Source organism: Crossiella sp. CA198 (genome assembly GCF_052078295.1).
GTDB lineage: Bacteria > Actinomycetota > Actinomycetes > Mycobacteriales > Pseudonocardiaceae > Crossiella.
The window spans coordinates 111,234-133,888 of sequence record NZ_JBQJIM010000027.1; the positions used below are offsets into that span (position 1 = coordinate 111,234).

Below are 22,655 nucleotides of genomic sequence, written 5' to 3' on the forward strand. Positions count from 1 at the left end.
TGTCCACCACGTCAACCGCACTCGGGACGGCAGGCGCGAAACCCACCCCCGTCCCGAACACCCAGCCCGGTGCTGCCACCGCCGACGCTCCCCTCAGTGCGGCCCGACCGCGGGCCCCCGACATGAGGTTCACGTCTGATCGCGCGCCAGGGTTGCCCTGGCGCGACGACCAGTTTCGCCGTTACCTGAGCGTGACCTGACGGCCGCGCAGGCCGTCCCGGGACCGGCGCTCGGCCTCGGAGAGCGGTTCGGTGTCCAGGGAAGCCAGCGCTGCGGTCAGCCGCTCGCCGAGTGCGGCGGTGGGCTGGGCCCATTCCTTGGAGTGCTGCTCGCGGTCGACGTCCCAGACCGGCACCAGCAGTCCGTGCGCGCGGAAGGAGCCCGCGAACCGGGAGCCCTCGCCCAGGTCGTGCTCGCCGTGCTCACCGCGTACGGCCAGCCGGGCCAGCGCGGCCAGCAACCGCTCCTCGGGCTCGGGCCGGACCCAGCGCACGTGCGCCTTGTCCCCGGCGTCGACCCAGTAGGCCGCGTGCACGCCCTCGGCCACCACCGGCTCGGTGGGCATGATCGCCGCGTTGGCCCGCTCCAGGGACAGCGCCACATCGCTGTTCTGCTCGGCGTCGGCCGGGATCCACCAGGAGAAGTCGGCGTGCAGCTCGACCTCCAGCCGCGCATCGGGCTGCAGCAGGTCCTGCAGCCGCAGGGTCTCGCCATCGGCCGCGGCCGGAGCCACCGAGAGCGCGTTGCCCGGCTCGGCGGTCTGCGCCCAGCGCAGCGCGCGGGCCAGGTCGCCGCTGATGTCGCCGGTGCGGGTCTGCACCTGCAGGCCGATGAAGGCGGCGCCGTCGGTGCGGACCAGCGCGGCGGCGGCCATCGGCAGCACGGTGGCCACCGTGATCGGCCGCGGCCCGGCCTCGGTCAGCGACAGCGCCGCGGTGGCCGACGGCACGAACTCACGCAGCGCGATCAGGTCGGTCTCCACGGCCAGACCCTCGAACGGGCGGATGACCATGACATCGGCGGCCGACCCGCCGTGGCAGGCCTTGTACCGCTTGCCGGAGCCGCACGGACAGGGCTGACGCGGCCCGATGCCACCCTCGGCGGCTTGGTTCTTGCGCTTGGCCGCGGTGCGCTTGGCCATCCGGTCCTCCTAGGGAAACTGGTGATCTGCCGGACCGTAGCAGGGGGGTAAACGGGTATTTCCACCAAGGACACCGCCACTCGGATGGACGAGTGACGCGCCCAGGACTTACCGTCGGTGATCGTGCTTCCCTTTGATCCCAGCGACACCGCGTTCATCGCGGACCCCTACCCGCGGTTCGCGCAGTTGCGGGCGGAGGGGGAGGTGCACTGGCATGCCGGGCTGGGCCTGGCGGTCGCGGTCTCGCACTCGGCCTGCTCGGCGCTGCTGCGGCACCGCGCGCTGGGCCGGATCTGGCGGGATGCCTGCCCGGTGGACGATTTCGCCGCGTTCAACCTGTTGCACCGCAACTCGTTGCTGGAGAACGAGCCGCCAAAGCACACCCGGCTGCGCAAGCTGGTGGCCACCGCCTTCGCCCGCGGCCACACCGAACGCCTGCGCCCCTGGGTGAACACCCTGGCCGACCAGCTGGTGGACACCCTGGCCGCCCGGATCGCCATGGACGAGCAGGCCGATCTGCTCAAGACGGTGGCCGAGCCACTGCCGGTGGAGGTGATCGCCGAACTGCTCGGCGTGCCTGCCCAGGACCGGCACCTGCTGCTGCCCTGGTCGCACACCATCGTGAAGATGTACGAGTACGGCCTGGCGCCGGACAAGCGACTGGCCGCCGAGGCCGCCTCCACCGAGTTCGTGGCCTACCTGCGTGACCTGGTCGAGCAGCGCCGGGCGCGGCCGGGCGAGGACCTGGTGAGTGATCTGGTCTCGGTGGCCGACGCCGACGGCGCGCGACTGACCTCCGACGAACTGGTGGCCACCGCGGTGCTGCTGCTGATGGCCGGGCACGAGGCCACGGTGAACGTAGTCGGCAACGGGGTGCTGGCCCTGATGCGCCACCGCGACCAGTGGGAGCGCCTGATCGCCGAGCCGGAACTGCTGCCGAGCGCGGCCGAGGAGCTGATCCGGTACGACTCGCCGCTGCAACTCTTCGAGCGCACCGCCACCGCCGAGGTGGAGATCGCCGGCCACCGGCTGCGGCCCGGTGACAAGATCGCCGCCCTGCTCGGCTCGGCAGCCCGCGACCCGGAGGTCTTCACCGACCCGGACCGGCTGGACCTGGGCCGCTCCCCCAACCCGCACCTGGGTTTCGGCGCGGGCATCCACTACTGCCTCGGCGCGCCACTGGCCAGGGTCGAGGTCACCGCGATCCTGGACGCGCTGCGCCGCAGACTGCCGGAGCTGGCCCTGGCGGGCGAGCCGGAACGCCGGTCGGAGTTCGTGATCCGCGGCCTGCACACGCTGCCGGTGACGGCCTAGCGGACCGCGTCTTTGGGACGCTCGCGGCGGGGCAACTCAGGGAGTTCGGCGCCGCGCACGCTGATCAGTTCGTAGCGCTGTACGGCCGCCGGGTTCACCGGGGCCAGCAGCGCGTTGTACCGCTTGAGCAGCCGCACCGAGCGGATGGCCACCACCGCGAGCAGGGCGTCGGCCAGCAGGTGCCACAGCACGCCGTCGGCCTGGGCCTGCACACCGGCGCGCAGCGACCAGAGCAGGGTGATCCCGGAGACCAGCAGGCTGCCAGCCCACCAGCCCCACCAGTGCAGCAGCTCGCGGGAGGGCCGGGGCCGCTCCGCACTGGGCTTGCCAAGGATGGTGTGCTCCAGCTCAGCCAGGGTCGCCCCTGGCAGCACCAGGTTCACCCCTGGCACCAGCACCCCGGCCACGACCTGCCAGTTCGGCCGGTCCGGGCGGGTGCTGGTGAGTTCACCGGCGACCTGGCGGGCGCGCAGCAGCCACAGGATGCCGACCAGCGCGGCCAGCGCCGCGCTCACCGGGGTGACCACGCCGCCGGTGACCACCAGCGCGTCGGAGGTGTAGAGCAGTCCGGCGGGCAGCACCGCGTCCCGGCTGACCAGCAGCAGGATGTAGCGCAGCAGTTCGGCCCCCGCGGTGAACGCGGCGGCCACGCCGGTGATCCAGAGCAGCGGCACCGCGCTGCCTGCCAGTGCCCGCATCCGGTCCACCGGCTGGGCCACCGGCTTGTCCGCGCCGGGCACCGTGGTGGGCCAGCGCCAGGTCAGCGCGGGGAAACCCCAGCGCGGCGGGGCCGGGTAGGCGGGCGGGCCGGAGTAGTGCGGGTCGGGACGCCGGGACCGGTACGGGCGCAGCGGAACAGGCGGACTGGCCACCCAGTCCACCCGCATCGGCTGCATTGGCTGCATGCGCTCAGATCACCGTCGGTTCGGCGCCGGACTCGCCGACCAGCGGACGGCCAGCGGCCTGCCAGAGCTGCATGCCACCGTCGACGTTGATCGCGTCCCAGCCATTGGAGTTGAGGTAGGCGGTGACCCTGGCCGAGCGGCCACCCGCGCGGCAGATCACGTGCACCAGCCCGTCATTGGGCAGTTCCTCCAGGCGCGTCACCACCTCGCCCATCGGGATGTGCTTGGCGCCCTCGGCGTGCCCGGCGGCCCACTCGTCGTCCTCGCGGACATCAAGCAGGTAGGCATCCTGCGGGACCTCGTGCGCTGCCACCGACGGCACCTGAGACGGGTTCACCAGTGGATGGTCCCACGGGCGGGTGTAGCGGCAGCGTGAACTCAGCCGAGGTCGGCCATTGCCTCGCCGATCTGGACCACCTGTTCCCGGCTCAGCACCAGGCCGTCCACGCCGACCTGCTTGTCGGCCGGCATCGGGCTGCCGTCGCTGGTGAGCGAGCCCGCGGTGACCGTGACGGTGTAGAAGCGCCCGTTGGGCGTGTACACGCCGAGCCTGCGGGTCGGCTGCTTGCCGCCGTAGTCCTCGTCCTGGAACAGCTGCAGCACCGCGCCGTCCGGGCGGGTCCGGCGCAGCGGCTCCTGGCAGGCCGCGCCGGAGCTGTACCGGTAGGACTCCGCGGCCAGCGTGGGCGGGCCGCCGAAGCGCCCGGCCTCCAGCCGGACCGTGCCGGGAACGTCCTTGCCGGGCACGACCACCGCGAGGTGGCCGCGGTTGGCGTTGACGTAGTTCTGGAAGCTCACCCTCGGCCGCTCGCCAACGGCCTTGCCGACCGCGTCCACGAAGGCAGGCAGGTAGCGGTCCTCCGGCAGGATCGCGCGACCGGTGGCAGGCGGGGTCTGCGGGCCGCTGCAGTACTGCTGCGGCTTGAACGCCCCGGTGCCGGTGGCATCGGGCGCGCTGGTCGCCGGCGTGGTCTCCAGCTGGGTCCAGCCCGGCAGGTCCAGCGCGGGTTGCCTGCTGGTGGACGGCGCGCTGCTGGTGGCGGCGGGCGGCAACGCGGTGTGGTCGCCGGTGAACAGGCTGCCGGAGATCGCGGTCGCGCCGAGGCCGATGACACCGACGGCGACCACCACCCCGGCCACCGCGCCGACCCTGGTGACCAGCACCCGGCGCTTGCCGCGCCGGATCACCTCGGCCACGTCGGTGCGTACCGCGGGCGCGGGTGTGTCCACGACCCGCTGGAGCGCGTTCCGCACGTCCTGCTCGTCGTGCCACATCTCGTTCACCGCCTCCGTACCTCCACTTTCAGCGCCCGGCCGACAACAGCGGCGGCGGGGTCTGGCCAGGTTCGGACGCCCCGTCGGTGCCGTTGGCGGCATGGTAGGCGGCCCGCAGGGTCTGCAGGCCGCGCGCGGTCTGACTCTTCACCGTTCCGGTCGTGCACCCCAGTGCCTCGGCCACCTGTTCGACCGAGAGGTCCTGGATGAACCGCAGCACCAGCACCGCGCGCTGGCGGGGCGGCACCTGCTGCAGGGCCGCGGTGAGCGCGGCCCGGTCCTCAGCGGCCCCGTGGTCGGCTTCCACCGGCTGGTCGGGCACCTCGGCCACCGCGTGCTCGCGGGCCCGGCCCCGGCGCTTGGTGTCCAGGAAGGCCCTGGTGAGCACCGTGCGCAGGTAGGCGTCCGCGGTTTCCCGGTGCACCTTGGGCCAGCGGGCGTAGACCCGCACGAACGCGGTCTGCGCCAGTTCCTCGGCCTCCGACCAGTTCGCGCAGAGCGCGTACCCGATCCGCCGCGCCGCGTCGAACCGGGCAGCGAAGAACTCGGCGAAGCCGTCATCGCGTCGCGCCAAGCTCCTGCCTCCTCGTGAACTGCCCGGTCTGCTGCCTATACGCCGGGGAGGAAACAAGGGTTGCACCGGGAACCTGGCGAAGTCTGTGCAGTTCCTGTCACGAAATGTCACAAAGTCTGTGACACAAGAAAAGCGGCCTCCCACCTGGGGAGACCGCCCTCTTGTCGATCAATGGCTCAGTGCTGCGTGGCCTTCTCCGCGCCCGCGCCGGTGAGTGCGCGGACCTCCATCTCGGCGTACTTGGCGTCGTTTCCGGGGTCCTTGCTGAAGACCGTGCCCAGGTAACCGAGCAGGAAGGCCAGCGGGATGGAGACGATGCCAGGGTTGTCCAACGGGAACAGGTGGAAGTCCACCCCGGAGATCATCGAGTTGTCCCGGCCGGAGACCACCGGCGAGAAGACGATCAGCAACACCGTGCTGCCCAGGCCGCCGTAGATGCTCCACAGCGCGCCGGTGGTGTTGAACCGCTTCCAGAACAGCGAGTACAGGATGGTCGGCAGGTTCGCCGAGGCGGCCACCGCGAAGGCCAGCGCCACCAGGAAGGCGATGTTCTGCCCGTTGGCCAGGATGCCGCCGAGGATCGACACGATGCCGATCACCACCGCGGTCCGCCGGGCCACCTTGACCTCGGCGTCCTTGTCGTCCACCTGGCCGTTCTTGATCACGTTGGCGTAGATGTCGTGTGCGAAGGAGGCCGAGGCGGTGATGGTCAGGCCCGCGACCACCGCCAGGATGGTGGCGAAGGCGACCGCGGCGATGAAGCCCAGCAGCAGCGTGCCGCCGATCTCGAAGGCCAGCAGCGGCGCCGCCGAGTTGGCCTTGCCGGGTGCGGCCAGGATCTTGTCCGGTCCGACCAGGGCCGCCGCGCCGTAGCCCAGCACCAGGGTGAACAGGTAGAAGATGCCGATCAGCCAGATCGACCAGACCACCGAGCGGCGGGCCTCCTTGGCCGTGGGCACGGTGTAGAAGCGCATCAGGATGTGCGGCAGGCCCGCGGTGCCCAGCACCAGCGCGAGGCCGAGCGAGACGAAGTCGAGCTGGGTCAGCCCGCTCTTGCCGTACTGCAGGCCGGGGCCGAGCAGCTTCTCGCCGACCTTGGGGCTGTTCTCCACCGCCGCACCCAGCAGCGCGGAGAGGTTGAAGCCGTACATGCCCAGCACCCACAGGGTCATCACGCCGGCGCCGATGATCAGCAGCACCGCCTTGATGATCTGCACCCAGGTGGTGCCCTTCATGCCGCCGATCAGCACGTACAGGATCATCAGCGCGCCGACGATGGCGATCACGATGGCTTGGCCCCAGCTGTCCTTGATGCCCAGCAGCAGGGCGACCAGGCCGCCCGCGCCGGCCATCTGGGCCAGCAGGTAGAAGAAGGAGACCGCCAGCGTGGACAGCGCGGCCGCGGTGCGCACCGGCTTCTGCTTCATCCGGAAGCTGAGCACATCGGCCATCGTGTACTTGCCGGTGTTCCGCAGCAGCTCCGCCACCAGCAGCAAGGCCACCAGCCAGGCCACCAGGAAGCCGATGGAGTACAGGAAGCCGTCGTAGCCGTAGACCGCGATGGCGCCCGCGATGCCCAGGAAGGAGGCCGCGGACAGGTAGTCACCGGCGATCGCGATGCCGTTCTGCGGTCCGGTGAAGGCCCGGCCCGCGGCGTAGTAGTCCGCGGCGGACTTGGTGTTCTTGCTCGCCCGGAACACCACGATCAGCGTGATCACCACGAAGCCGGCGAAGATGCTGATGTTGAGTGCGGGCGAGCCGGTCGCGGCCTGGGCCAGGGTGATCGGCGCGCTCACTTGTCGCCCCCTTCGATCTGTTCCCTGATCCGCTCGGCCGCCGGGTCCAGGTGCTTGTTGGCGTGCCGGACGTAGAGGGTGGTGATCAGGAAGGTGGACACGAACTGGAGCAGGCCGAGCACCAGGCCGACGGTGATGTTGCCGGTCAGCTTGGTGCTCATGAAGCCGTGTGCGTAGTCGGCTAACAGCACGTAGACCAGGTACCAGCTGAGGAACAGCACGGTCATCGGGAACACGAACCTGCGTAGCCGCCGACGTAGTTCGACGAATTCAGGGCCGGACTGGACAGCGCTCCAGACTTCCGGGTCTGGCGCTCCGCCCGTCTGCGGCCGCTCGGTGGTACTCACGATCCGGCCTCCTCGCTGGGGGTGTTGGACCGGGACGTTAGTAGAGACCCAGGTCACTCGACCAAGGCTCGAACGAGGGACTGCGACCAACAGTCGGGTTAGGCGATAAACGGTAGTGATTGCACGTTAAGTGGCTCGCCGGTTGGATGTCATCCGAACGAGTGACAGAGTGTCACTCCTCGGTGGAGTTGGTTCAACCTCGGTGACGGCCTGTGGACTGCCGGGCCTTCTCCTCCGGAGTGCCGTACTTCTGCACCTCCCGGTCCTTGGTGAAACCGAGCCGGTTCGGGGCGTGCAGGCGCAGCATGATCTGGGAGACGTCCGCGGGTATCCGCCGCCGGGACAGCTTGCTCACCACCACCATGGTCACGAACGCCACCGGCACGGTGACCGCGGCAGGCTGCTGCAGCAACGGCACCGCGGCCCAGCCGCCGGTGCTCGCGCTGACGAAGTTCAGGATCGTGGTCAGCAGGGTCAGCCCACCGCCGGCGATCATGCCGGCCGCGGCGCCGACCGAGGTCAGCCCACGCCACCAGATGCCCAGCACCAGCAACGGGCAGAACGTGGACGCGGCGGTGGCCAGCGCCAGGCTCACCGCCTGGGAGACATCCAGCGAGGCCGCCATCAGCGCCATTCCCAGCGGCAATGCCCCGGCCAGCAGCGCGGCCAGCCGGAAGTCCTTGAACCGCCCGGCCAGCACGTCGGTGAACAGCACCCCGGCCACGCTGACCACCAGCCCGGAGGCGGTGGAGAGGAAGGCGGCGAAGGCGCCCGCGGCGACCAGCGCGGCCAGCAGCTTGCCCAGCCAGTTGTCCAGCATCGCGGTGGGCAGCAGCAGGATCGCCACGTCGGTCTTGCCGGTGACCAGCAGCTGCGGCACATAGAGCCGGGACAACGCGCCCAGGATGGTCGGGAACAGGTAGAACGCGCCGAGCAGGATCAGCACGTACAGCGTGGTCCGGCGGGCCGCCCTGCCGTCCGGGTTGGTGTAGAAGCGAACCAGGATGTGCGGCAGGCCCATGGTGCCGAGGAAGGTCGCGAAGATCAGCGAGTAGATCTTGAACAGGCTCATCCCGTTGCCGTCGGCCTGCTGCGGCCGCAGCCAGTCGTCGTTGCGCACCGGCGAGCCCTTGACCACCGGCACCGCGGTGCCCGCCGTGAAGTGCAGCTTGGTGTCCGCGCCGATGTCGTGCGGGGTGCCCGGCCCCCAGAACGCCTCGCCCTTGGCCGGCGCGCCGTCCACCGTGCCGAAGGCCTCCAGCCGGACCGCCTCGGCCACCTGCACCCGGACCGGGGTGCTCACCGTGACCACGGTGTCGGTGGGGAAGGTCGGCGGCAGCGGCTCGTTCAGCGCCCGCTGCGGCCGGTCGTCGTTGAGGAAGACGATCACCAGCAGGAACGCGGGCAGCGAGATGGCCACCAGCTTCAGGTAGTACTGGAACGCCTGCACCATGGTGATCGCGCGCATGCCGCCGCCGACCACGTTGATCACCACCACCAGCGCCACCCCGGCCACCCCGATCCAGGCCGGCAAATGGGTCACCGTGGAGAAGGTCAGCCCGGCGCCCTGGAACTGCGGCACCAGGTAGAGCCAGCCGATCAGCATGACCACCCAGGTGGACAGCCTGCGCAGGTGCGGCGAGCCCAGCCGGGCCTCGGCGAAGTCGGGCACGGTGTAGGCGCCGGAGCGGCGCAGCGGGGCGGCCACGAACAGCAGCAGCGACAGGTAGCCGGCGGTGAAGCCGACCGGGTACCAGAGCGCGTCCGGCCCGTCCCGGAACACCAGGCTGGCCACGCCGAGGAAGGAGGCCGCGGAGAGGTACTCACCGGAGATCGCGGCGGCGTTGTTGCTGGCCTTGACCCCGCGGGAGGCGACGAGGAAATCCGAGGTGGTCTTGGAGCGCCAGGAGGCGACGAAGCCAAGGGCGAGGGTGGCCAGCACGGCCAGCACCACGCCGACGAGCGACCACTCGTTGGGCCCCAAAGTCCCGGGGCTCCTAGTTCTCGACCATGTCGATGAAGTCCTTCTCGTTGCGCTCGACCACGCGGTTGTAGAGCGCGCCCACGCCGATCAGCAGCGGGTAGGCGGCCGCGCCGAGCAACAGCCACGGCAGCCGGACCCCGAACAAGGTCGCCGAGGCCACCGCCGGGAACAGCGCGAACAGCAGGGGCAGGCTACCCAGGGCGACCGCGGTGATCACCGCGAGGGTGACCGCGACGATGAGCTGCTTGCGGATGAGCACCCGCACCACCTGCTCGCCGATCTGGGTCTGCTGCTCGATGTGCACCATGGTGCGCACGACCTTGCGCGCGCCCCGCCGCTCGGCGAGCACCACCTTGACCCGGCGTCGCCGCCGTTCCGCCTCCTGCTCGGCCCCCTCGTCCTCGGGCGGGCCGGGCTGGGTCACCGATGACCCCAGTTGTTCTTCGGCGAGCGCACCAGCCGGTCCTTGAGTTCCCTGGTGTGCCTGCGGCTGACCGGCAGCTCGACCGCGTCGTCCCCGCTGCCCACCCGCACGGTGTAGCCGGAGGTGGCCATCTTCAGCTCGGTGATCAGCCCCATCGCGACCAGGTAGGAGCGGTGGATGCGGACGAACCCGGCGTCCCCCCAGCGCTCTTCCAGCTGGGCCAGCGGGATGCGCACCAGGTGGCTGCCCTCGGCGGTGTGCAGGCGGGCGTAGTCGCCCTGGGCCTCCACGTACCGCACCGCGGCCCGCGGGATCAGCTTGGTGGTGCCCGCCAGCTCGACCGGGATGACCTCCTCGTCCACCGGCTCCTCCGCGGGCGGGGCCATGGTGGCCATCGAGGTGCGCTCGATCAGCCGCAGCACCCGTTCCAGCCGCTCCGGGTTCGGCGGTTTGCTGATGTAGTCCAGCGCGCCCAGGTTGTAGGCGGCCAGCGCGTGGTCACCGTGCCCGGTGACGAAGACCAGCGCGGGCGCGTCCTTCAGCCCGGTGATCACGGTGGCCATCTCCACCCCGGACAACCCTGGCATCTGGATGTCGGCGAAGACCGCGTCCACCGCGGGCAGCCCGGCGGCGATCCGCTGCTGCAGCTCCGGATCCTGGCCCCGGATGATGCGCAACGCCTCCAGCGCGTCCGAGGCCTCCAGAACCCGGCGCACCCTGGGGTTCTGCCGCAGCAGGTAACACAATTCGTCCAGGTTCTTGGGCTCATCGTCGACCGCCATGACGATGAGTCCGGGGGGGCTGCCGTTGGTACTCACAGTGAGGTCAATCCTGCCGATACGTGGTGCCGACTGTCCACGAGCGAGCCACCCGCCAACGGGGTGACGCTGTTGATCGCTCACCTATTACTTGGCTTGAACGAGCGAGTCAATGCGCGGTGACGCGTCGTGGGAAAGATCAACCCACTCAGGTCATCTGCACGTGCCGACAGTATCACCCACAGTGATCAAACTCCGAGTTCAACATCCCCCCGCCGGGCTCGCCCCGATTCGCCGTCGACCTCGCGCACGCACTCGGCCAACGTCTCCGCCACCGCGGCCAGAGTCGCTTCCTCGTGCGTGGCGGAAATCGTGAACCGAAGCCTGCCCTCGCCGATCGGCACCCCGGGAAAAATCACCGGGCTCAGGAAAATCCCTCTGGCCAGGACCAGTTCGTTGACCGGGATCACCTGGCTCTCAGTGCGCAGATGCACTGGCACCACCGCGGTCGCCCCGCGCGCGTCCAGCCCTTGCCCGAGCAGCTCCTCCCGGAAGTACTGCGCCCTGGACCGCAACCGGGGGCTGAGCACATGGCCCTCGGCGCGCAGCACCCGCAGCGCGGCCAGGCAACCGGCCGCCACCGCTGGCGGGATGCTCGCGGTGAGCAGGTGCGACATCGCATGGAAGCGCAGGTAGTCCATCAGTTCCTGGGACCCGGCCAGGTAGCCGCCCGAGGCGGCCAGGGTCTTGCTCAGCGTGCCCATGTGGATGTCCACCGCGTCGTGCGGCAAGCCGTGGTGCTCCAGGCTGCCGGTGCCGCGGTCGCCGATCACGCCCAGCCCGTGCGCGTCGTCGAGCAGCGTGATCGCCCCATGCGCCCGCGCCACCCCGGCGATCTTGGCGACGTTCTCCACCTCGCCGGCCATGCTGTACACGCCCACGATGCCGACCAGCACGGTCCGGCCGGGCCGGGCGTGCTCGGCGAGCACCGCGTCCAGCGCCGTGGTGTCCCGGTGCGGGTAGTACCGCAGTTCCGCGCCGGAGGCTTTGGCGCCGGCGACCAGGCTGCCGTGCGCGGCCTGGTCCAGCACGATCAAATCGCCCCGGCCCGTCAGCGCGCCCAGCGCGCCGAGGTTGGCGGCGAACCCGCTGTTGTAGAGCATCGCGGCCGGGGTGCCGTGCAGGTCGGCCAGCTCCTGGCACAGCTGCTCGTGCACGTCGAAGTGACCAGCCAGCGCGGGCGAGCTGTTGGCGCCCAGCCCGTACCGGCGCACCGCCTCGACCACCGCCTCCACCACTTCCGGCCGCTGGCCCAGACCGAGGTAGTTGGACGAGGTGAAATTATGACAATGCCGCGGTTCGGTCATCGTGCTGTTCTGCATTACCGTCCGGTCAGCGGCTCCCGCGTACACCGTCGGGAAATAGAATTCGGTGTCCGTCAGGTGGATCCGCGACCGGGACAGCTTCCTGTTCAGCGCTGCGCTCATTTCCGCAGCGTATGAACAAAAGTCCACCCGGAAAGATGTGTGGCTTTGTGTGCGGCAGTTCGGCAGGAGTGCACAACGTCGCACTCAAAGCCCGAAACGCGACCACATCGCCCGGTGCTCCAGCGCCTCGATGGCCGCGCCGCCGATGCCCAGCCGGGCCAGCAGCGGCCGACGCGGTTCGACGATCGCGATCTCCGCGTCCGGCCAGCGTTTTTTCACCACGCCGCGCAAAGTGCCAATGCCGTCGACCAACCCGAGTTCCGCGGCCTGGTCGCCCAGCCACACCTCGCCGGTGAAAAGCTCGTCCGGGCCGCCGTTGAGTTTCCCGCCGCGGCGTTGCGTGACCCATTCACCGAAGCGTTCGTGCAGCCGGGACTGGAGGCCCTTGAGCCATTCCACGTCCTCGGCTTTCTCCGGGCTGAACGGGTCCAGCCGGACCTTGTTCTCGCCAGCGGTGTGCACCCGGCGTTCGATGCCAAGGCGGTCGAGCACGCCGTGCAGGCCGAAGCTGGAGCTGACCACGCCGATGGAGCCGACCAGGGAGGTGGCGTGGGCGTAGATCTCGTCGGCGGCGCAGGCCAGCCAGTAGCCGCCGGAGGCCACCACGTCCTCGCAGAAGGCCAGCACGGGCACCTTCTTGGTGGCGGCCAGTTCCCGGATCCGGTCGGCGACCAAGGCCGACTGGGTGGGCGCGCCGCCGGGGGAGTTGATCGCCAGTGCCACCCCGACCAGCCGGTCGTGGCCAAAGGCGCGCTGCAGCGCGGATTCCATCGTGTTGATGTTGATCGTGTTCCTGGCCAGTGGTGACGGGGTCGGGCTGATCACCCCGTGCAGGCGGACCACGGCGACGACGGGCGAGCGGTCCACGCTCCCGCCGATCATGGGCAGTTTCTTGGCCAACCGCTCGGCGACGTTCATGGTGCCGAGCCTACGGAAAAACCGCAGGAACGCCTGATCAGCCAGCGGCCTGGTGGGCTTCCTCCTGCTTGCGCCCCACCGCATCCGGCCAGGTCGGCGGCGGCGCGTGCACACCGGCGGTGAACTTCGGGACCCGCATGCTGATCTTCGTGCCCGCGCCCAGGTTGGTCTCCACGACCAGGCCGTAGTCGTTGCCGAAGAAGGAGCGCAGCCGGTGGTCGATGTTGTTGATGCCCACGTGCGCGCCGGTGAAGTGCGAGTTCAGGTCCTGGGAGAGCCGCTCCGGGTCCATGCCGACGCCGTCGTCCTCGACGCTGATGGTGGCCTCGGCCCCGTTGTCGGCGGCCACTACGGTGACCGTGCCGCCGCCCGGCTTGTTCGCCAGGCCGTGCCGGACCGCGTTCTCCACCAGCGGTTGCAGGGTCAGGAACGGCACCGCGACGGAGAGCACCTCGGGCGCGATGCGCACCTGCGCGTTGAGCGCGTCGCCGTAGCGGGCCCGCTCCAGGGTCAGGTAGCGCTCGACGTTGTGCAGCTCCTCGCCCAGGGTGGTGAACTCCCCCGCGGTGCGGAAGGAGTAGCGGGTGAAGTCGGCGAAGTCGAGCAGCAGGTCCCGCGCCTGTTCCTGATCGGTGCGCACCAGCGAGGAGATCGTGGTCAGCGCGTTGTACAGGAAGTGCGGGGAGATCTGCGCGCGCAGGGCGCGGACCTCGGCGATGGCCAGCCGGGAGCGGGACTCCTCCAGCTCGGCCAGCTCCAGGTGCGTGGTGATGTAGCGCGAGCCCACCTCGGCCGCCCTGGACAGTCGGCGCCCGCCGACCGCGGAGGCCACCAGCAGCGAGCCGACCATGATCCCGTCGACCTCCAGCGGGGCCACGATCGCGTGCCGCAGCGCGCACTTGTTGACGTCGCAGTCCATCATCCCGTGACTGGTGGTCTCGGTGGTGCGATGGATGATCGCCTTCTCCACGGTGGGCCGGAGATCCTCGTAGTGGTAGTTCGCCTCACCGGCCCAGGACAGCACTTCGCCGTCCCCGTCGGTGAGCGCGACCGCCACACACCCGAGCATCTCCTTCAGGTGCGGGGTCAGCTCATCAGCCGACCGCACCGACAGGCCCTCGCGCAGGGTCGGGGCAGCATCAGTCACCCGGTGCAGGGCGGTCAGCGTCGCGTCCTCCATCGAGGTGCTGACCCGCCGTGCCCGGCACAGCAGGACAAAGGCGGCGAGAACGGCGATACCCGCCAGGACCGCCATGGCCGATCGCTCAGTGAGCAGTTCACCCACGGCGTCCATGCTGGGCCCAGGATGCTGAATCTGCAACCACCCCGTCACTCGGAGATGGCACCAAAAGGATGAACCGTAGACATCGGAGGTTTTCCGAGGCAGGGTGTCCGCTGTGCGCACAGCAGGTGGAGAGGCCATGCGGGTCGGATTGTTCGCGACCTGTCTGACCGACACGTTCTTCCCGGAGACCGCCAAGGCCACCGTGCGGCTGCTGGAACGACTGGGCTGCCGGGTGGAGTTCCCGCTGGCGCAGACCTGTTGCGGGCAGATGCACTTCAACACCGGCTACGCCAAGCAGGCCGAGCCGCTGGCCCGCGGCTACGCCGAGGTCTTCGGCGACTACGACGCGGTGGTCGCGCCCTCGGGCTCCTGCACCGGCATGGTCCGCGACATCCACCCCGGCCTGACCGCCTCCCCGATCGCCGCGCGCACCTACGAGCTGTCGGAGTTCCTGGTGGACGTGCTCGGCGTGACCGAGGTCGGCGCCTACTTCCCGCACCGGGTCACCTACCACCCGACCTGCCACTCGCTGCGGCTGCTCGGCGTCGGCGAGAAACCGTTGCGGCTGCTGCGCGCGGTGCGCGGGCTGGACCTGGTCGAGCTGCCCGAGTCGAGTTCCTGCTGCGGGTTCGGCGGCACCTTCGCGGTGAAGAACGCCGAGACCTCCACCGCGATGCTCACCGACAAGATGCACCACATCATCGGCACCGCGGCCGAGGTGCTGACCGCGGGCGACAACTCCTGCCTGATGCACATCGGCGGCGGACTGTCCCGGCTGCGCAGCGGGGTGCGGCCGGTGCACCTGGCGGAGATCCTGGCGAGCACGGAGGAGGAACCATGGTCGTCCGCAACCCGGTGACCTGGCTGGGCACCCCGGCCTTCCCCAAGGCCGCCAAGGACGCCCTGGCCAACACCCAGCTGCGCCGCAACCTGCGCAACGCCACCAGCACCATCCGCGGCAAGCGCGCGGCCGCGGTGGCCGAGCTGCCGGACTGGGAGCGGCTGCGCGCCGCCGGGGCCGCGATCAAGGACGAGGTGCTGGCCAACCTGGACACCTACCTGGTCCGGCTGGAGGCCGCGGTCACCGCCCGCGGCGGCACCGTGCACTGGGCCAGGGACGCCGCCGAGGCCAACGCGATCGCACTGCGGCTCATCCGGGCCACCGGCGAGACCGAGGTGGTCAAGGTCAAGTCGATGGCCACCGCCGAGATCGGCCTGAACGAGGCGCTGGCCGAGGGCGGGGTCACCGCGATCGAGACCGACCTGGCCGAACTGATCGTGCAGCTCGGCGAGGACCGGCCCTCGCACATCCTGGTGCCCGCGATCCACCGCAACCGCGCCGAGATCAAGGAGATCTTCCAGCGCGCCATGCCGGATGTGCCCGCGGACCTGACCAGTGAGCCGCGTGCGCTGGCCGAGGCGGCCCGGCGGCACCTGCGGCGCAAGTTCCTCTCCGCCAAGGTGGCCATCTCCGGCGCCAACTTCGGCGTGGCCGACACCGGGTCGATCGTGGTGGTGGAGTCCGAGGGCAACGGCCGGATGTGCCTGACCCTGCCGGAAACCCTGATCACCGTGATGGGCATCGAGAAGGTGGTGCCGAGCTGGCCGGACCTGGAGGTCTTCCTGCAGCTGCTGCCGCGCTCCTCCACCGCCGAGCGGATGAACCCCTACACCTCGGTGTGGACCGGCGTGACCCCCGGCGACGGGCCGCGGAACTTCCACCTGATCCTGCTGGACAACGGGCGCACCGCGACACTGGCCGACAAGGTGGGCAGGCAGTCGCTGCGCTGCATCCGCTGCTCGGCCTGCCTCAACGTGTGCCCGGTCTACGAGCGCACCGGCGGCGAGGCCTACGGCTCGGTCTACCCGGGCCCGATCGGCGCCATCCTCACCCCGCAGCTGGTCAACGATCCCAAGGACAAACAGGCCGCCTCACTGCCGTTCGCCTCCTCGCTGTGCGGGGCCTGTTATGAGGTCTGCCCGGTCTCGATCAACATCCCCGAGGTGCTCACCCACCTGCGCGCGCGAGTGGTGGAGAACAAGAGCAGCCTGGCGCCGGAGGCGATCGCCATGCGTGCACTGGCCTGGGTGATGGCCGACGCGAAACGCTTCGAGCGGGCACAGCAGGCCGGCACGCTGGCCCGCTTCCTCGGCCGGGACGGCAAGATCACCCGGCTGCCCTGGCCCGGCTCGAAGTGGACCGACGTCCGCGATGTGCCGGTGCCGCCCGCCGAATCGTTCCGCAGCTGGTGGAGGAGGAACCGCGGTGACCAGTGACGCCCGCGCGGTGATGCTGACCCGCATCCGCACCGCCCTGCGCGACCAGCCGAAGGCCGCGCCGGTGCCACGCGACTACGACCGCACCAGGGACCTCGGCGATGTGATCGAGGTGCTGGCCGAGCGGATCGCGGACTACCGGGCCGCGGTGCACCGGGTGCACGCGGACCGGCTGCCGGTGTGGATCGACGCGCTGCTGGACGCCCGCGGCGCCCGGCGGATCGCGGTACCCGCCGACGTGCCAGCGGACTGGCTCAACGACGAGCTGACCTGGCTGGCAGACCGGCCGCCGCTGTCCATCGAGACCCTGGACGGCTGCGACGGCGTGCTCACCGGCTGCGCGGTGGCCATCGCGGAGACCGGCACCATCGTGCTGGACGCCGGGGTGGCCCAGGGACGGCGGGCGCTGACCCTGCTGCCGGACTACCACCTGTGCGTGGTCAGGGCCGATCAGGTGGCGGCCACCGTGCCGGAAGCGCTGGCCAGGCTGGACCCGGTGCGCCCGCTGACCTTCATCAGCGGCCCGTCGGCCACCAGCGACATCGAGCTGGACCGGGTGGAGGGCGTGCACGGCCCGCGCACCCTGGAAGTGCTCATCGTCGAGGGCTGAGCTACTTCAGCAGCCGGGACATCCGCCGGTCGGCCAGTGGCTTGCCACCGGTCTGGCAGGTCGGGCAGTACTGCAGGGACTTGTTCGCGAAGGACACCTCGCGCACGGTGTCCCCGCACACCGGACAGGGCAGGCCGGTGCGCGCGTGCACCCGCAGCCCGGCGCGCTTCTCGCCCTTGAGCCGGGCCGCGGCCTGGCCGACCGAGCGTTGCACCGCGTCGGTGAGGATCTCCCGCATCGCGCTGAACAGCCGGTCCACCGCCTCCTCGTCGAGGCGGCCGGTGGTGGCGTACGGGGAGAGCCGGGCCAGGTGCAGGATCTCGTCGGAGTAAGCGTTGCCGATCCCGGCGAGCACGGTCTGGTCGGTCAGCGTGGTCTTGATCCGCTCCCCGCGCCCGGCCAGCAACTCACCCAGTTCGGGGCGGCTGAGCGCGAGCGCGTCCGGGCCGAGCCGGGCGATGCCGGGCACCTGCGCCGGATTGGTGACGATGTAGACGGCGAGCCGCTTCTGGGTGCCTGCCTCAGTCAGGTCGAAGCCGGGAGAGGAGCCGGGCGGGCCCAGGTGCACGCGCAGCGCGAGCGGACCGCGGCCGGGTTTGGGCGGGATCGCGCTCAGCTCGTCGGACCAGCGCAGCCAGCCTGCCCGGGAGAGGTGGGTGACCAGGTGCAGGTCCCCGCAGTCCAGCGCGAGGAACTTGCCGAAGCGGGACGCGCCGGTCACCGCCCGGCCGTAGAGGTCGGTCGGCGGGGGCGCGACCGTCTTCAGCACGGTCATCGACGCCAGGTCGATCCTGGTCACCGTGCTGCCGACGGCATGCTCACGCAGGTGGTGGGCCAGCGCCTCCACCTCGGGCAGTTCGGGCACGCGGCCAGACTACGTCAGTCCACCGGTTGCAGCGGGCCGTCGAAGGCGGGTGAGGAGTACACCTCGATATCCCTGGCCACCTTGATCGCCTCCTGGCGCATGGCCAGGAAACCGCGCACGTTGCCCACCCAGCGCTCCGGCCCGGCGTCGTCCAGCTCGCCGGGGGTCTCCGCGACCACCGTCCACGGCCTGCGGATCACCCAGCGCAGCGGGAAGAAGAGGAAGACCAGCGCCAGGGCCAGGATCAGCCAGGGCGGAATGATCACCGCGGCCGGTGTCCAGATGATCAGCACGGCGGTGAGCAGCACCATCAGCGTGGCCATGAGCACGGCGGCGCCGTGGCCACCGCTCACGTCGTGCTCGAACTCGTCCATGCCCGCCGGGCTGGACCATTCGACGTTGGTGCGCACGGTCCACTTCCGACCGTCCGCACCCCGTACCAACCGCGTCATGCGTTCCTCCTCAGCCGCGGGCGTCGGTCACACGGACGCCACGACCGCTCACTGAGCGTGTGTCCACGGTACCGGTTCGGCGATGGGCCCCGAGGGTGAAAATCAATGGCCCGGAACTACCGTTCGGTCGCATCCGGCCCCTGGCTGTCACCCAGGGGATTCTGCCGGGTCATGATCGTTGTGGTCCAGCCGGGTGAGTCCCCAGCGCAGCCAGTCACCACGCCCGACCTGCCTGTTCACCAAACCGACCCCCCGGCGAAACCCGGTTGCCCGGCCATGTACTGTTACCCACAGCGATCGGGGCTACGGCCCGGAGAGCAAGCGGATGTAGCGCAGCTGGTAGCGCATCACCTTGCCAAGGTGAGGGTCGCGAGTTCGAATCTCGTCATCCGCTCGCAATAGAAGGCGAGTGCTCGTGGAGCACTCGCCTTTTTGCTTCGCCATCACACTGGGGGTGCAACCCCCAGACCCCGCTCGGGGGCAAGCCCCCGAACCCCGGTTGCCTCCTTTCGGGCGCAACGGGCGAGGATTCTGGCCACTTCGTCCGGCTGGGACGCCTGGGGGCAAGGCCCGCCGGCGAGGTCCTCGAACTCCATTCCGGGTACTGCCAATGCGGCTTTTTCCGCCACCTGGTCTTCGGGATCACCCACATAGGTCTGGCCGACGGTCAGCCAGTCCCGCTCGGTTGTCGACTCCGGCGCGGGGACCTCGCCGGTCAGCCACACCACGTGGGCGAAGCGGAATCGGGCCAGTGCTCCTGGCACGTGTGCGCCCGCGTTGCCGTGTACTACCAGTACCGGTGCGGTCGGGGAACGCTGGGCGGTCCAGGCGATTCGATCCGCCTGGTCCTCGTCTTGCTCGGATGAAATGTCGACGAGGAGACAGCGGTCCCCGCGGTCCTCCAGGTCCTCGACCAGCGCCGCCCAGTCGTCCTGGGTGGATCCGCTGCCGTTGACCAGCACGAACGTCGCCAAACCTGATCACTCCAGTCGACTGCGCGCACGGTGATGGGGCGATACCCATTCCAACCAGACCTGGCCCATCCTCGGCTACAGCCAGACGGAGTGCAGGCCCGTGACCCCGGACACTGTCGGTGCCGCGGGTTAGGTTTCCGGCATGGTCACACCGGAGGAGCTGAGCAGCCTGGCCCTGGCGCTGCCCGAGGCGCACGAGCGCCCGGCCTGGGGGCGCACCTGTTTCCGGGTGAAGGACAAGATCTTCGCCTCGATGTCACCCGATGGGGTTGAGGTGGCGATCAAGGTCGCCGAGGACGAGCGGCTGGCGCTGGTGGCCGGGGACCCGGACACCTTCAGCGTGCCGCCGCACTACCAGAACTGGGGCATGGTGGTGGCTCAGCTCGACACCGTGCAGGCCGATGAGCTGGGCGAACTGCTCACCGAGGCCTGGCGGATGACCGCGCCCAAGCGCCTGCTGGCCGCCTTCGACACGGGCTGACCGCGGCGGCGCCACCGGGGCGACGCCGCCGCGGACCGGGCTAGCGGTCGAGGTAGGCCCGGTGGTTCTTGCTGAACTCAGCGTTGTTGAACCGGTCCCAGTTGATCGACCAGGTCATCAGGCCACGCAGGCTGGGGTATTTCGCCCTGGGTTTGTAGGACTCGCAGTTGCTGCCCTTCATCAGGCAGTCCAGCACCTTGTGCACCGCGGCGACCGCGGTGTGCCCGTTGCCCGCGTTCGGACTGGCCGGCAGGCCGAGCGCGATCTGGTCCTGGCGCAGGGCGGGGAACTGGTTGTTCGGGTCGCCCTTGACCGGGAAGCCGCCGAGCACCATGTCCGCCATGGCCACGTGGAAGTCGACGCTGGGCATCTGCTTCCACTGGTTGTCCAGGCCCATGATCGGCCCGGAGTTGTACTGCTGGACGTGCAGCAGGGTCAGGTCATTGCGCATCGCGTGGATCACCGGCAGGTAGGACCCGGCCCGGTTGTCCGCGCCGCCGCTGCCGCCGTAGTGCTGGTAGCCGAGCTGGACGAAGAAGGTCTCCGGCGCCATGGTGAGCTGGAACGCGCTGCCGTACTTGGCTTTCAGCGTCTTCAGCGCGGAAATCAGGTTCACCACGACCGAGGTCCTTGGCGCCTTGAAGTCGGTGTCACCGGAGTCCAGGTAGAGCGAGTGGCCCTCGAAGTCGATGTCCAGGCCGTTGAGCCCGTACCGGTCGATGATCGCGCTGACCGAGCTGACGAAGGCGTCCCGCGCCGCCGTGCTGGTGAGCTGCACCTGACCGTTCTGCCCACCAATGGAGATCAGCACCTTCTTGCCCTGGGCCTGCTTCGCCTTGATCGCGGCGGTGAACTCGGCCTCGGACTCCACGTTCGGGCATTCGGCCACCGGGCAGAGCTTGAAGCGCAGGTCGCCGGAGGTCACCGAGGTCGGCTCGGCGAAGGCGAGCTGGATGATGTCCCACTCGGCGGGCACATCGGCCATCCGGATGTAGCCAGACCCGTTGGCGAAGCTGCTGTGCAGGTAGCCGACCAGCAGCTTGTTCCCGGCAGGCGGCGGTCCGGTGGTCGTGGTCGTCGTCGCGGTGCTGGTCGAGGTGGTGGTCTTGCTGGTGGTCGTGGTGCTGGTCGGGTTGGTGGACCCGCCGTCGCAGGGACTGCCGTTGATCCGGCAGTTCACCGGAGCCGCGGTCCCGGCCGCGTTGAAGCCGAAGGTCGCGCTGGCGCCGGGCGCGAGGTTGCCGTTGTACTCGCGGTTGGTGAAGACGTAGTGGCCGCCCGCGTTGGTCTGCAGGGCGTCCCAGTAGGCGCCGACCGTGGTACCGGCGGGAAGGTCGAACTCCACCTTCCAGCCGGTGACCTGGCTCGCGGTGTCGTTCTTGAGCGTGATCTGGCCGGTGTAGCCGGTCTCCCAGGACTGTTGTTTGACGAACGAGGCGGTGACCCCGGCCGCGTGCGCCGGCACGAACCCGGCCAGCGCGATGCCGAGCACCACCGTGAGCACTGCCGCCACCCGAGCAACGAGGATCTTGCGTGACATCGTTTCCTCCCACCATTTCCGGCGTGGAGCGTCGGCTGGTGGGACAACGAGGGTCCGGGCGGCGAAAAGACCTGCACAGGCCCACCAGGTGTCCTGGAATTGGACTAGACCACGTGGACGGTGTCAAGAGTGTGAACGGCTAGCGCAACGCGTGCAGGTAGGCAGCCATGGCCACCCGCTGGGCCAGCCGGCCGATCGGCCCGGTCCACCGCGCGAGCTGCCCGCCCGGCCGGGACACCGCGGTGATGGTGAACTGCACCGCCCCATCCGATCCCTGGACCAGCACAAAGCTTTCCTCGCCGGTCACAGGATGCCCCGGCAGGGTCCCGTACCCGAACCCGTACCGCCGAGCCTCATCCACCCGCCACACCACCCGGCAAGGCCCCACGACTGAAAGCGGCCCAAATCCCAGCACCGAGACGACGGTGTCCCCCACCTCCTGCCCGGCTGCCCCCTGCCCCGCTTCCCCCAGGTAGATCCCGCGCCCAAACCCCCGATGCGTGGCCCAGTCCCGCAACGCCAGCCGGGCCCGCGCGAACTCCGCGTCCCCATGCCCCAGCCGCAAGGTCCGGCTTACCCGCCGATACCCAGGCGGGCACTCCGTTTCCCGGGTAACCCCGACCTCCGCGTAGGTCACCTCGGCCTGAGCCGCCCGGTCCCGGATGCGCGCCAACCGTCCACTCATGCCCCCAGTCTTGCGCCACCAGCGAAACCTGCTGCACCCCCGTCCCCGCCCGTGCCAGCGTGGCCGTCATGAAGGTGGTCGTTGCCACACCGGCGGCGGCCTGTACACCGACGCCGACGCCCTGAAAGCCTTACTGGCCAACATCTCCGACGAGGTAGTCCTGGTCGGCCATTCCTACGGCGGCATGGTCATCACCGACGCGGGCACCACTCCCAACATCCGCCACCTGGTCTACCTCACCTCGTTCCTGGCCGACACGAATCAGTCCCTGGCCAGGTCTGCGCCCAGGACCGCGGCACCCCACCGGAGGTCCAACGCGAACAGGCCAGACGCGCGCGCGGTGATCGAACTGGACAGCGACCATCACCCGTTCCTGTCTCAGCCAGACCAGCTCACGAACGTCCTGGTCGAGATCAGCCGGCGGTGATTCGAACGCAAAAAAGCGTGTGGCCTCAGAACCGAAGTTCTGAGGCCACACGCAAATTTAGTTCGGCGGCGTCCTACTCTCCCACACGCTCACGCATGCAGTACCATCGGCGCTGGAGGACTTAGCTTCCGGGTTC

24 protein-coding genes, 1 tRNA gene and 1 rRNA gene are annotated in these 22,655 nt (G+C 69.9%); 7 read left to right on the forward strand and 19 right to left on the reverse strand.

Translation table 11 applies throughout. The features are described from left to right. Positions 1-181: 181 nt before the first annotated feature. On the reverse strand, positions 182-1,141 hold the full coding sequence (locus ACTOWY_RS36360) for a DUF5926 family protein (protein WP_441314128.1): 960 nt from the start codon (positions 1,139-1,141) through the stop codon (positions 182-184). A gap of 123 nt (positions 1,142-1,264) precedes the next feature. Here ACTOWY_RS36360 and ACTOWY_RS36365 point away from each other — a divergent pair, with 123 nt between their 5' ends. Then, complete coding sequence (locus ACTOWY_RS36365; RefSeq protein ID WP_441314129.1) at positions 1,265-2,455, forward strand: cytochrome P450; 1,191 nt, start codon at positions 1,265-1,267, stop codon at positions 2,453-2,455. Here ACTOWY_RS36365 and ACTOWY_RS36370 read toward each other — a convergent pair. The 12 genes from ACTOWY_RS36370 to ACTOWY_RS36425 form a co-directional block, all read right to left on the reverse strand. Next, complete coding sequence (locus tag ACTOWY_RS36370; protein ID WP_441314130.1) at positions 2,452-3,360, reverse strand: DUF4328 domain-containing protein; 909 nt, start codon at positions 3,358-3,360, stop codon at positions 2,452-2,454. The genes ACTOWY_RS36365 and ACTOWY_RS36370 overlap by 4 nt on opposite strands. A gap of 4 nt (positions 3,361-3,364) precedes the next feature. Then, positions 3,365-3,673, reverse strand: coding sequence for a rhodanese-like domain-containing protein (locus ACTOWY_RS36375; RefSeq protein ID WP_282105007.1), 309 nt, complete (start codon positions 3,671-3,673; stop codon positions 3,365-3,367). A 65-nt stretch (positions 3,674-3,738) separates the two neighbouring features. Further along, the gene (locus ACTOWY_RS36380; RefSeq protein ID WP_441314131.1) at positions 3,739-4,644 is read right to left on the reverse strand and encodes a hypothetical protein; all 906 of its coding nucleotides are present in this window, start codon (positions 4,642-4,644) and stop codon (positions 3,739-3,741) included. Positions 4,645-4,663: 19 nt separating this feature from the next. Next, on the reverse strand, positions 4,664-5,209 hold the full coding sequence (locus tag ACTOWY_RS36385) for a SigE family RNA polymerase sigma factor (protein WP_247760968.1): 546 nt from the start codon (positions 5,207-5,209) through the stop codon (positions 4,664-4,666). 176 nt (positions 5,210-5,385) lie between these two features. Then, complete coding sequence (locus tag ACTOWY_RS36390) at positions 5,386-7,005, reverse strand: solute symporter family protein (RefSeq protein ID WP_441314132.1); 1,620 nt, start codon at positions 7,003-7,005, stop codon at positions 5,386-5,388. After that, complete coding sequence (locus ACTOWY_RS36395) at positions 7,002-7,352, reverse strand: DUF485 domain-containing protein (RefSeq protein WP_441314133.1); 351 nt, start codon at positions 7,350-7,352, stop codon at positions 7,002-7,004. The genes ACTOWY_RS36390 and ACTOWY_RS36395 overlap by 4 nt, the downstream gene beginning before the upstream one ends. Before the next feature lie 193 nt (positions 7,353-7,545). After that, the gene (locus ACTOWY_RS36400; protein WP_441314134.1) at positions 7,546-9,336 is read right to left on the reverse strand and encodes a sodium/solute symporter; all 1,791 of its coding nucleotides are present in this window, start codon (positions 9,334-9,336) and stop codon (positions 7,546-7,548) included. Between the two features lie 13 nt (positions 9,337-9,349). Next, positions 9,350-9,760: a hypothetical protein gene (locus ACTOWY_RS36405; RefSeq protein WP_247760962.1), complete on the reverse strand. Its 411-nt coding sequence runs from the start codon at positions 9,758-9,760 to the stop codon at positions 9,350-9,352. Continuing rightward, entirely contained in the window at positions 9,757-10,542 is a 786-nt protein-coding gene (locus tag ACTOWY_RS36410) for a LytR/AlgR family response regulator transcription factor (protein WP_247760960.1), read from the reverse strand. Before ACTOWY_RS36410 ends, ACTOWY_RS36405 begins: the two co-directional genes overlap by 4 nt. A 224-nt stretch (positions 10,543-10,766) precedes the next feature. Beyond that, the gene (locus ACTOWY_RS36415; RefSeq protein WP_441314135.1) at positions 10,767-12,005 is read right to left on the reverse strand and encodes an aminotransferase class I/II-fold pyridoxal phosphate-dependent enzyme; all 1,239 of its coding nucleotides are present in this window, start codon (positions 12,003-12,005) and stop codon (positions 10,767-10,769) included. 84 nt (positions 12,006-12,089) lie between these two features. After that, positions 12,090-12,923 (reverse strand): S49 family peptidase, encoded by an 834-nt coding sequence (locus ACTOWY_RS36420; RefSeq protein WP_441314136.1) that lies wholly within the window; start codon positions 12,921-12,923, stop codon positions 12,090-12,092. Between the two features lie 37 nt (positions 12,924-12,960). Next, entirely contained in the window at positions 12,961-14,217 is a 1,257-nt protein-coding gene (locus ACTOWY_RS36425; protein WP_185001100.1) for a sensor histidine kinase, read from the reverse strand. Positions 14,218-14,344: 127 nt separating this feature from the next. Between ACTOWY_RS36425 and ACTOWY_RS36430 the strand changes: the two genes are divergently transcribed. The 3 genes from ACTOWY_RS36430 to ACTOWY_RS36440 are packed head-to-tail and all read left to right on the forward strand — an operon-like array spanning position 14,345 to position 17,095. Then, positions 14,345-15,067, forward strand: a complete 723-nt coding sequence (locus tag ACTOWY_RS36430) for a (Fe-S)-binding protein (RefSeq protein ID WP_441314137.1) — start codon at positions 14,345-14,347, stop codon at positions 15,065-15,067. Further along, a complete protein-coding gene (locus ACTOWY_RS36435; RefSeq protein WP_441314138.1) occupies positions 15,046-16,485 on the forward strand; it encodes a LutB/LldF family L-lactate oxidation iron-sulfur protein in 1,440 nt (479 codons plus the stop codon). Before ACTOWY_RS36430 ends, ACTOWY_RS36435 begins: the two co-directional genes overlap by 22 nt. Before the next feature lie 13 nt (positions 16,486-16,498). Further along, entirely contained in the window at positions 16,499-17,095 is a 597-nt protein-coding gene (locus ACTOWY_RS36440; RefSeq protein ID WP_441314149.1) for a LutC/YkgG family protein, read from the forward strand. 1 nt (position 17,096) lies between these two features. On the opposite strand, the gene ACTOWY_RS36445 is transcribed toward ACTOWY_RS36440, so the two are convergent. Together ACTOWY_RS36445 and ACTOWY_RS36450 are read right to left on the reverse strand one after the other, a co-directional pair. Then, positions 17,097-17,960, reverse strand: coding sequence for an Fpg/Nei family DNA glycosylase (locus tag ACTOWY_RS36445; RefSeq protein ID WP_441314139.1), 864 nt, complete (start codon positions 17,958-17,960; stop codon positions 17,097-17,099). 14 nt (positions 17,961-17,974) lie between these two features. After that, positions 17,975-18,412 (reverse strand): DUF983 domain-containing protein, encoded by a 438-nt coding sequence (locus tag ACTOWY_RS36450; RefSeq protein WP_185001095.1) that lies wholly within the window; start codon positions 18,410-18,412, stop codon positions 17,975-17,977. Positions 18,413-18,733: 321 nt separating this feature from the next. On the opposite strand from ACTOWY_RS36450, the gene ACTOWY_RS36455 reads away from it, so the two are divergent. Next, a tRNA-Gly gene (locus ACTOWY_RS36455) sits at positions 18,734-18,806 on the forward strand. A gap of 49 nt (positions 18,807-18,855) precedes the next feature. Here the strand turns inward: ACTOWY_RS36455 and ACTOWY_RS36460 are convergent. Continuing rightward, the gene (locus ACTOWY_RS36460; protein ID WP_441314140.1) at positions 18,856-19,386 is read right to left on the reverse strand and encodes a hypothetical protein; all 531 of its coding nucleotides are present in this window, start codon (positions 19,384-19,386) and stop codon (positions 18,856-18,858) included. Positions 19,387-19,528: 142 nt separating this feature from the next. Between ACTOWY_RS36460 and ACTOWY_RS36465 the strand changes: the two genes are divergently transcribed. After that, positions 19,529-19,867, forward strand: coding sequence for an MmcQ/YjbR family DNA-binding protein (locus ACTOWY_RS36465; RefSeq protein WP_441314141.1), 339 nt, complete (start codon positions 19,529-19,531; stop codon positions 19,865-19,867). Between the two features lie 40 nt (positions 19,868-19,907). On the opposite strand, the gene ACTOWY_RS36470 is transcribed toward ACTOWY_RS36465, so the two are convergent. Further along, positions 19,908-21,407 (reverse strand): chitinase, encoded by a 1,500-nt coding sequence (locus ACTOWY_RS36470; RefSeq protein WP_441314142.1) that lies wholly within the window; start codon positions 21,405-21,407, stop codon positions 19,908-19,910. Positions 21,408-21,546: 139 nt separating this feature from the next. Then, positions 21,547-22,092 (reverse strand): DUF1990 family protein, encoded by a 546-nt coding sequence (locus ACTOWY_RS36475; RefSeq protein WP_441314143.1) that lies wholly within the window; start codon positions 22,090-22,092, stop codon positions 21,547-21,549. Here ACTOWY_RS36475 and ACTOWY_RS36480 point away from each other — a divergent pair. Beyond that, positions 22,091-22,519 carry an alpha/beta fold hydrolase gene (locus tag ACTOWY_RS36480; protein WP_441314144.1) on the forward strand — a complete coding sequence of 143 codons (429 nt, stop codon included), beginning with the start codon at positions 22,091-22,093 and terminating at the stop codon, positions 22,517-22,519. The genes ACTOWY_RS36475 and ACTOWY_RS36480 overlap by 2 nt on opposite strands. A gap of 60 nt (positions 22,520-22,579) precedes the next feature. Here ACTOWY_RS36480 and rrf read toward each other — a convergent pair. Beyond that, a 5S ribosomal RNA gene (rrf, locus tag ACTOWY_RS36485) occupies positions 22,580-22,655 on the reverse strand; the annotation flags it as partial.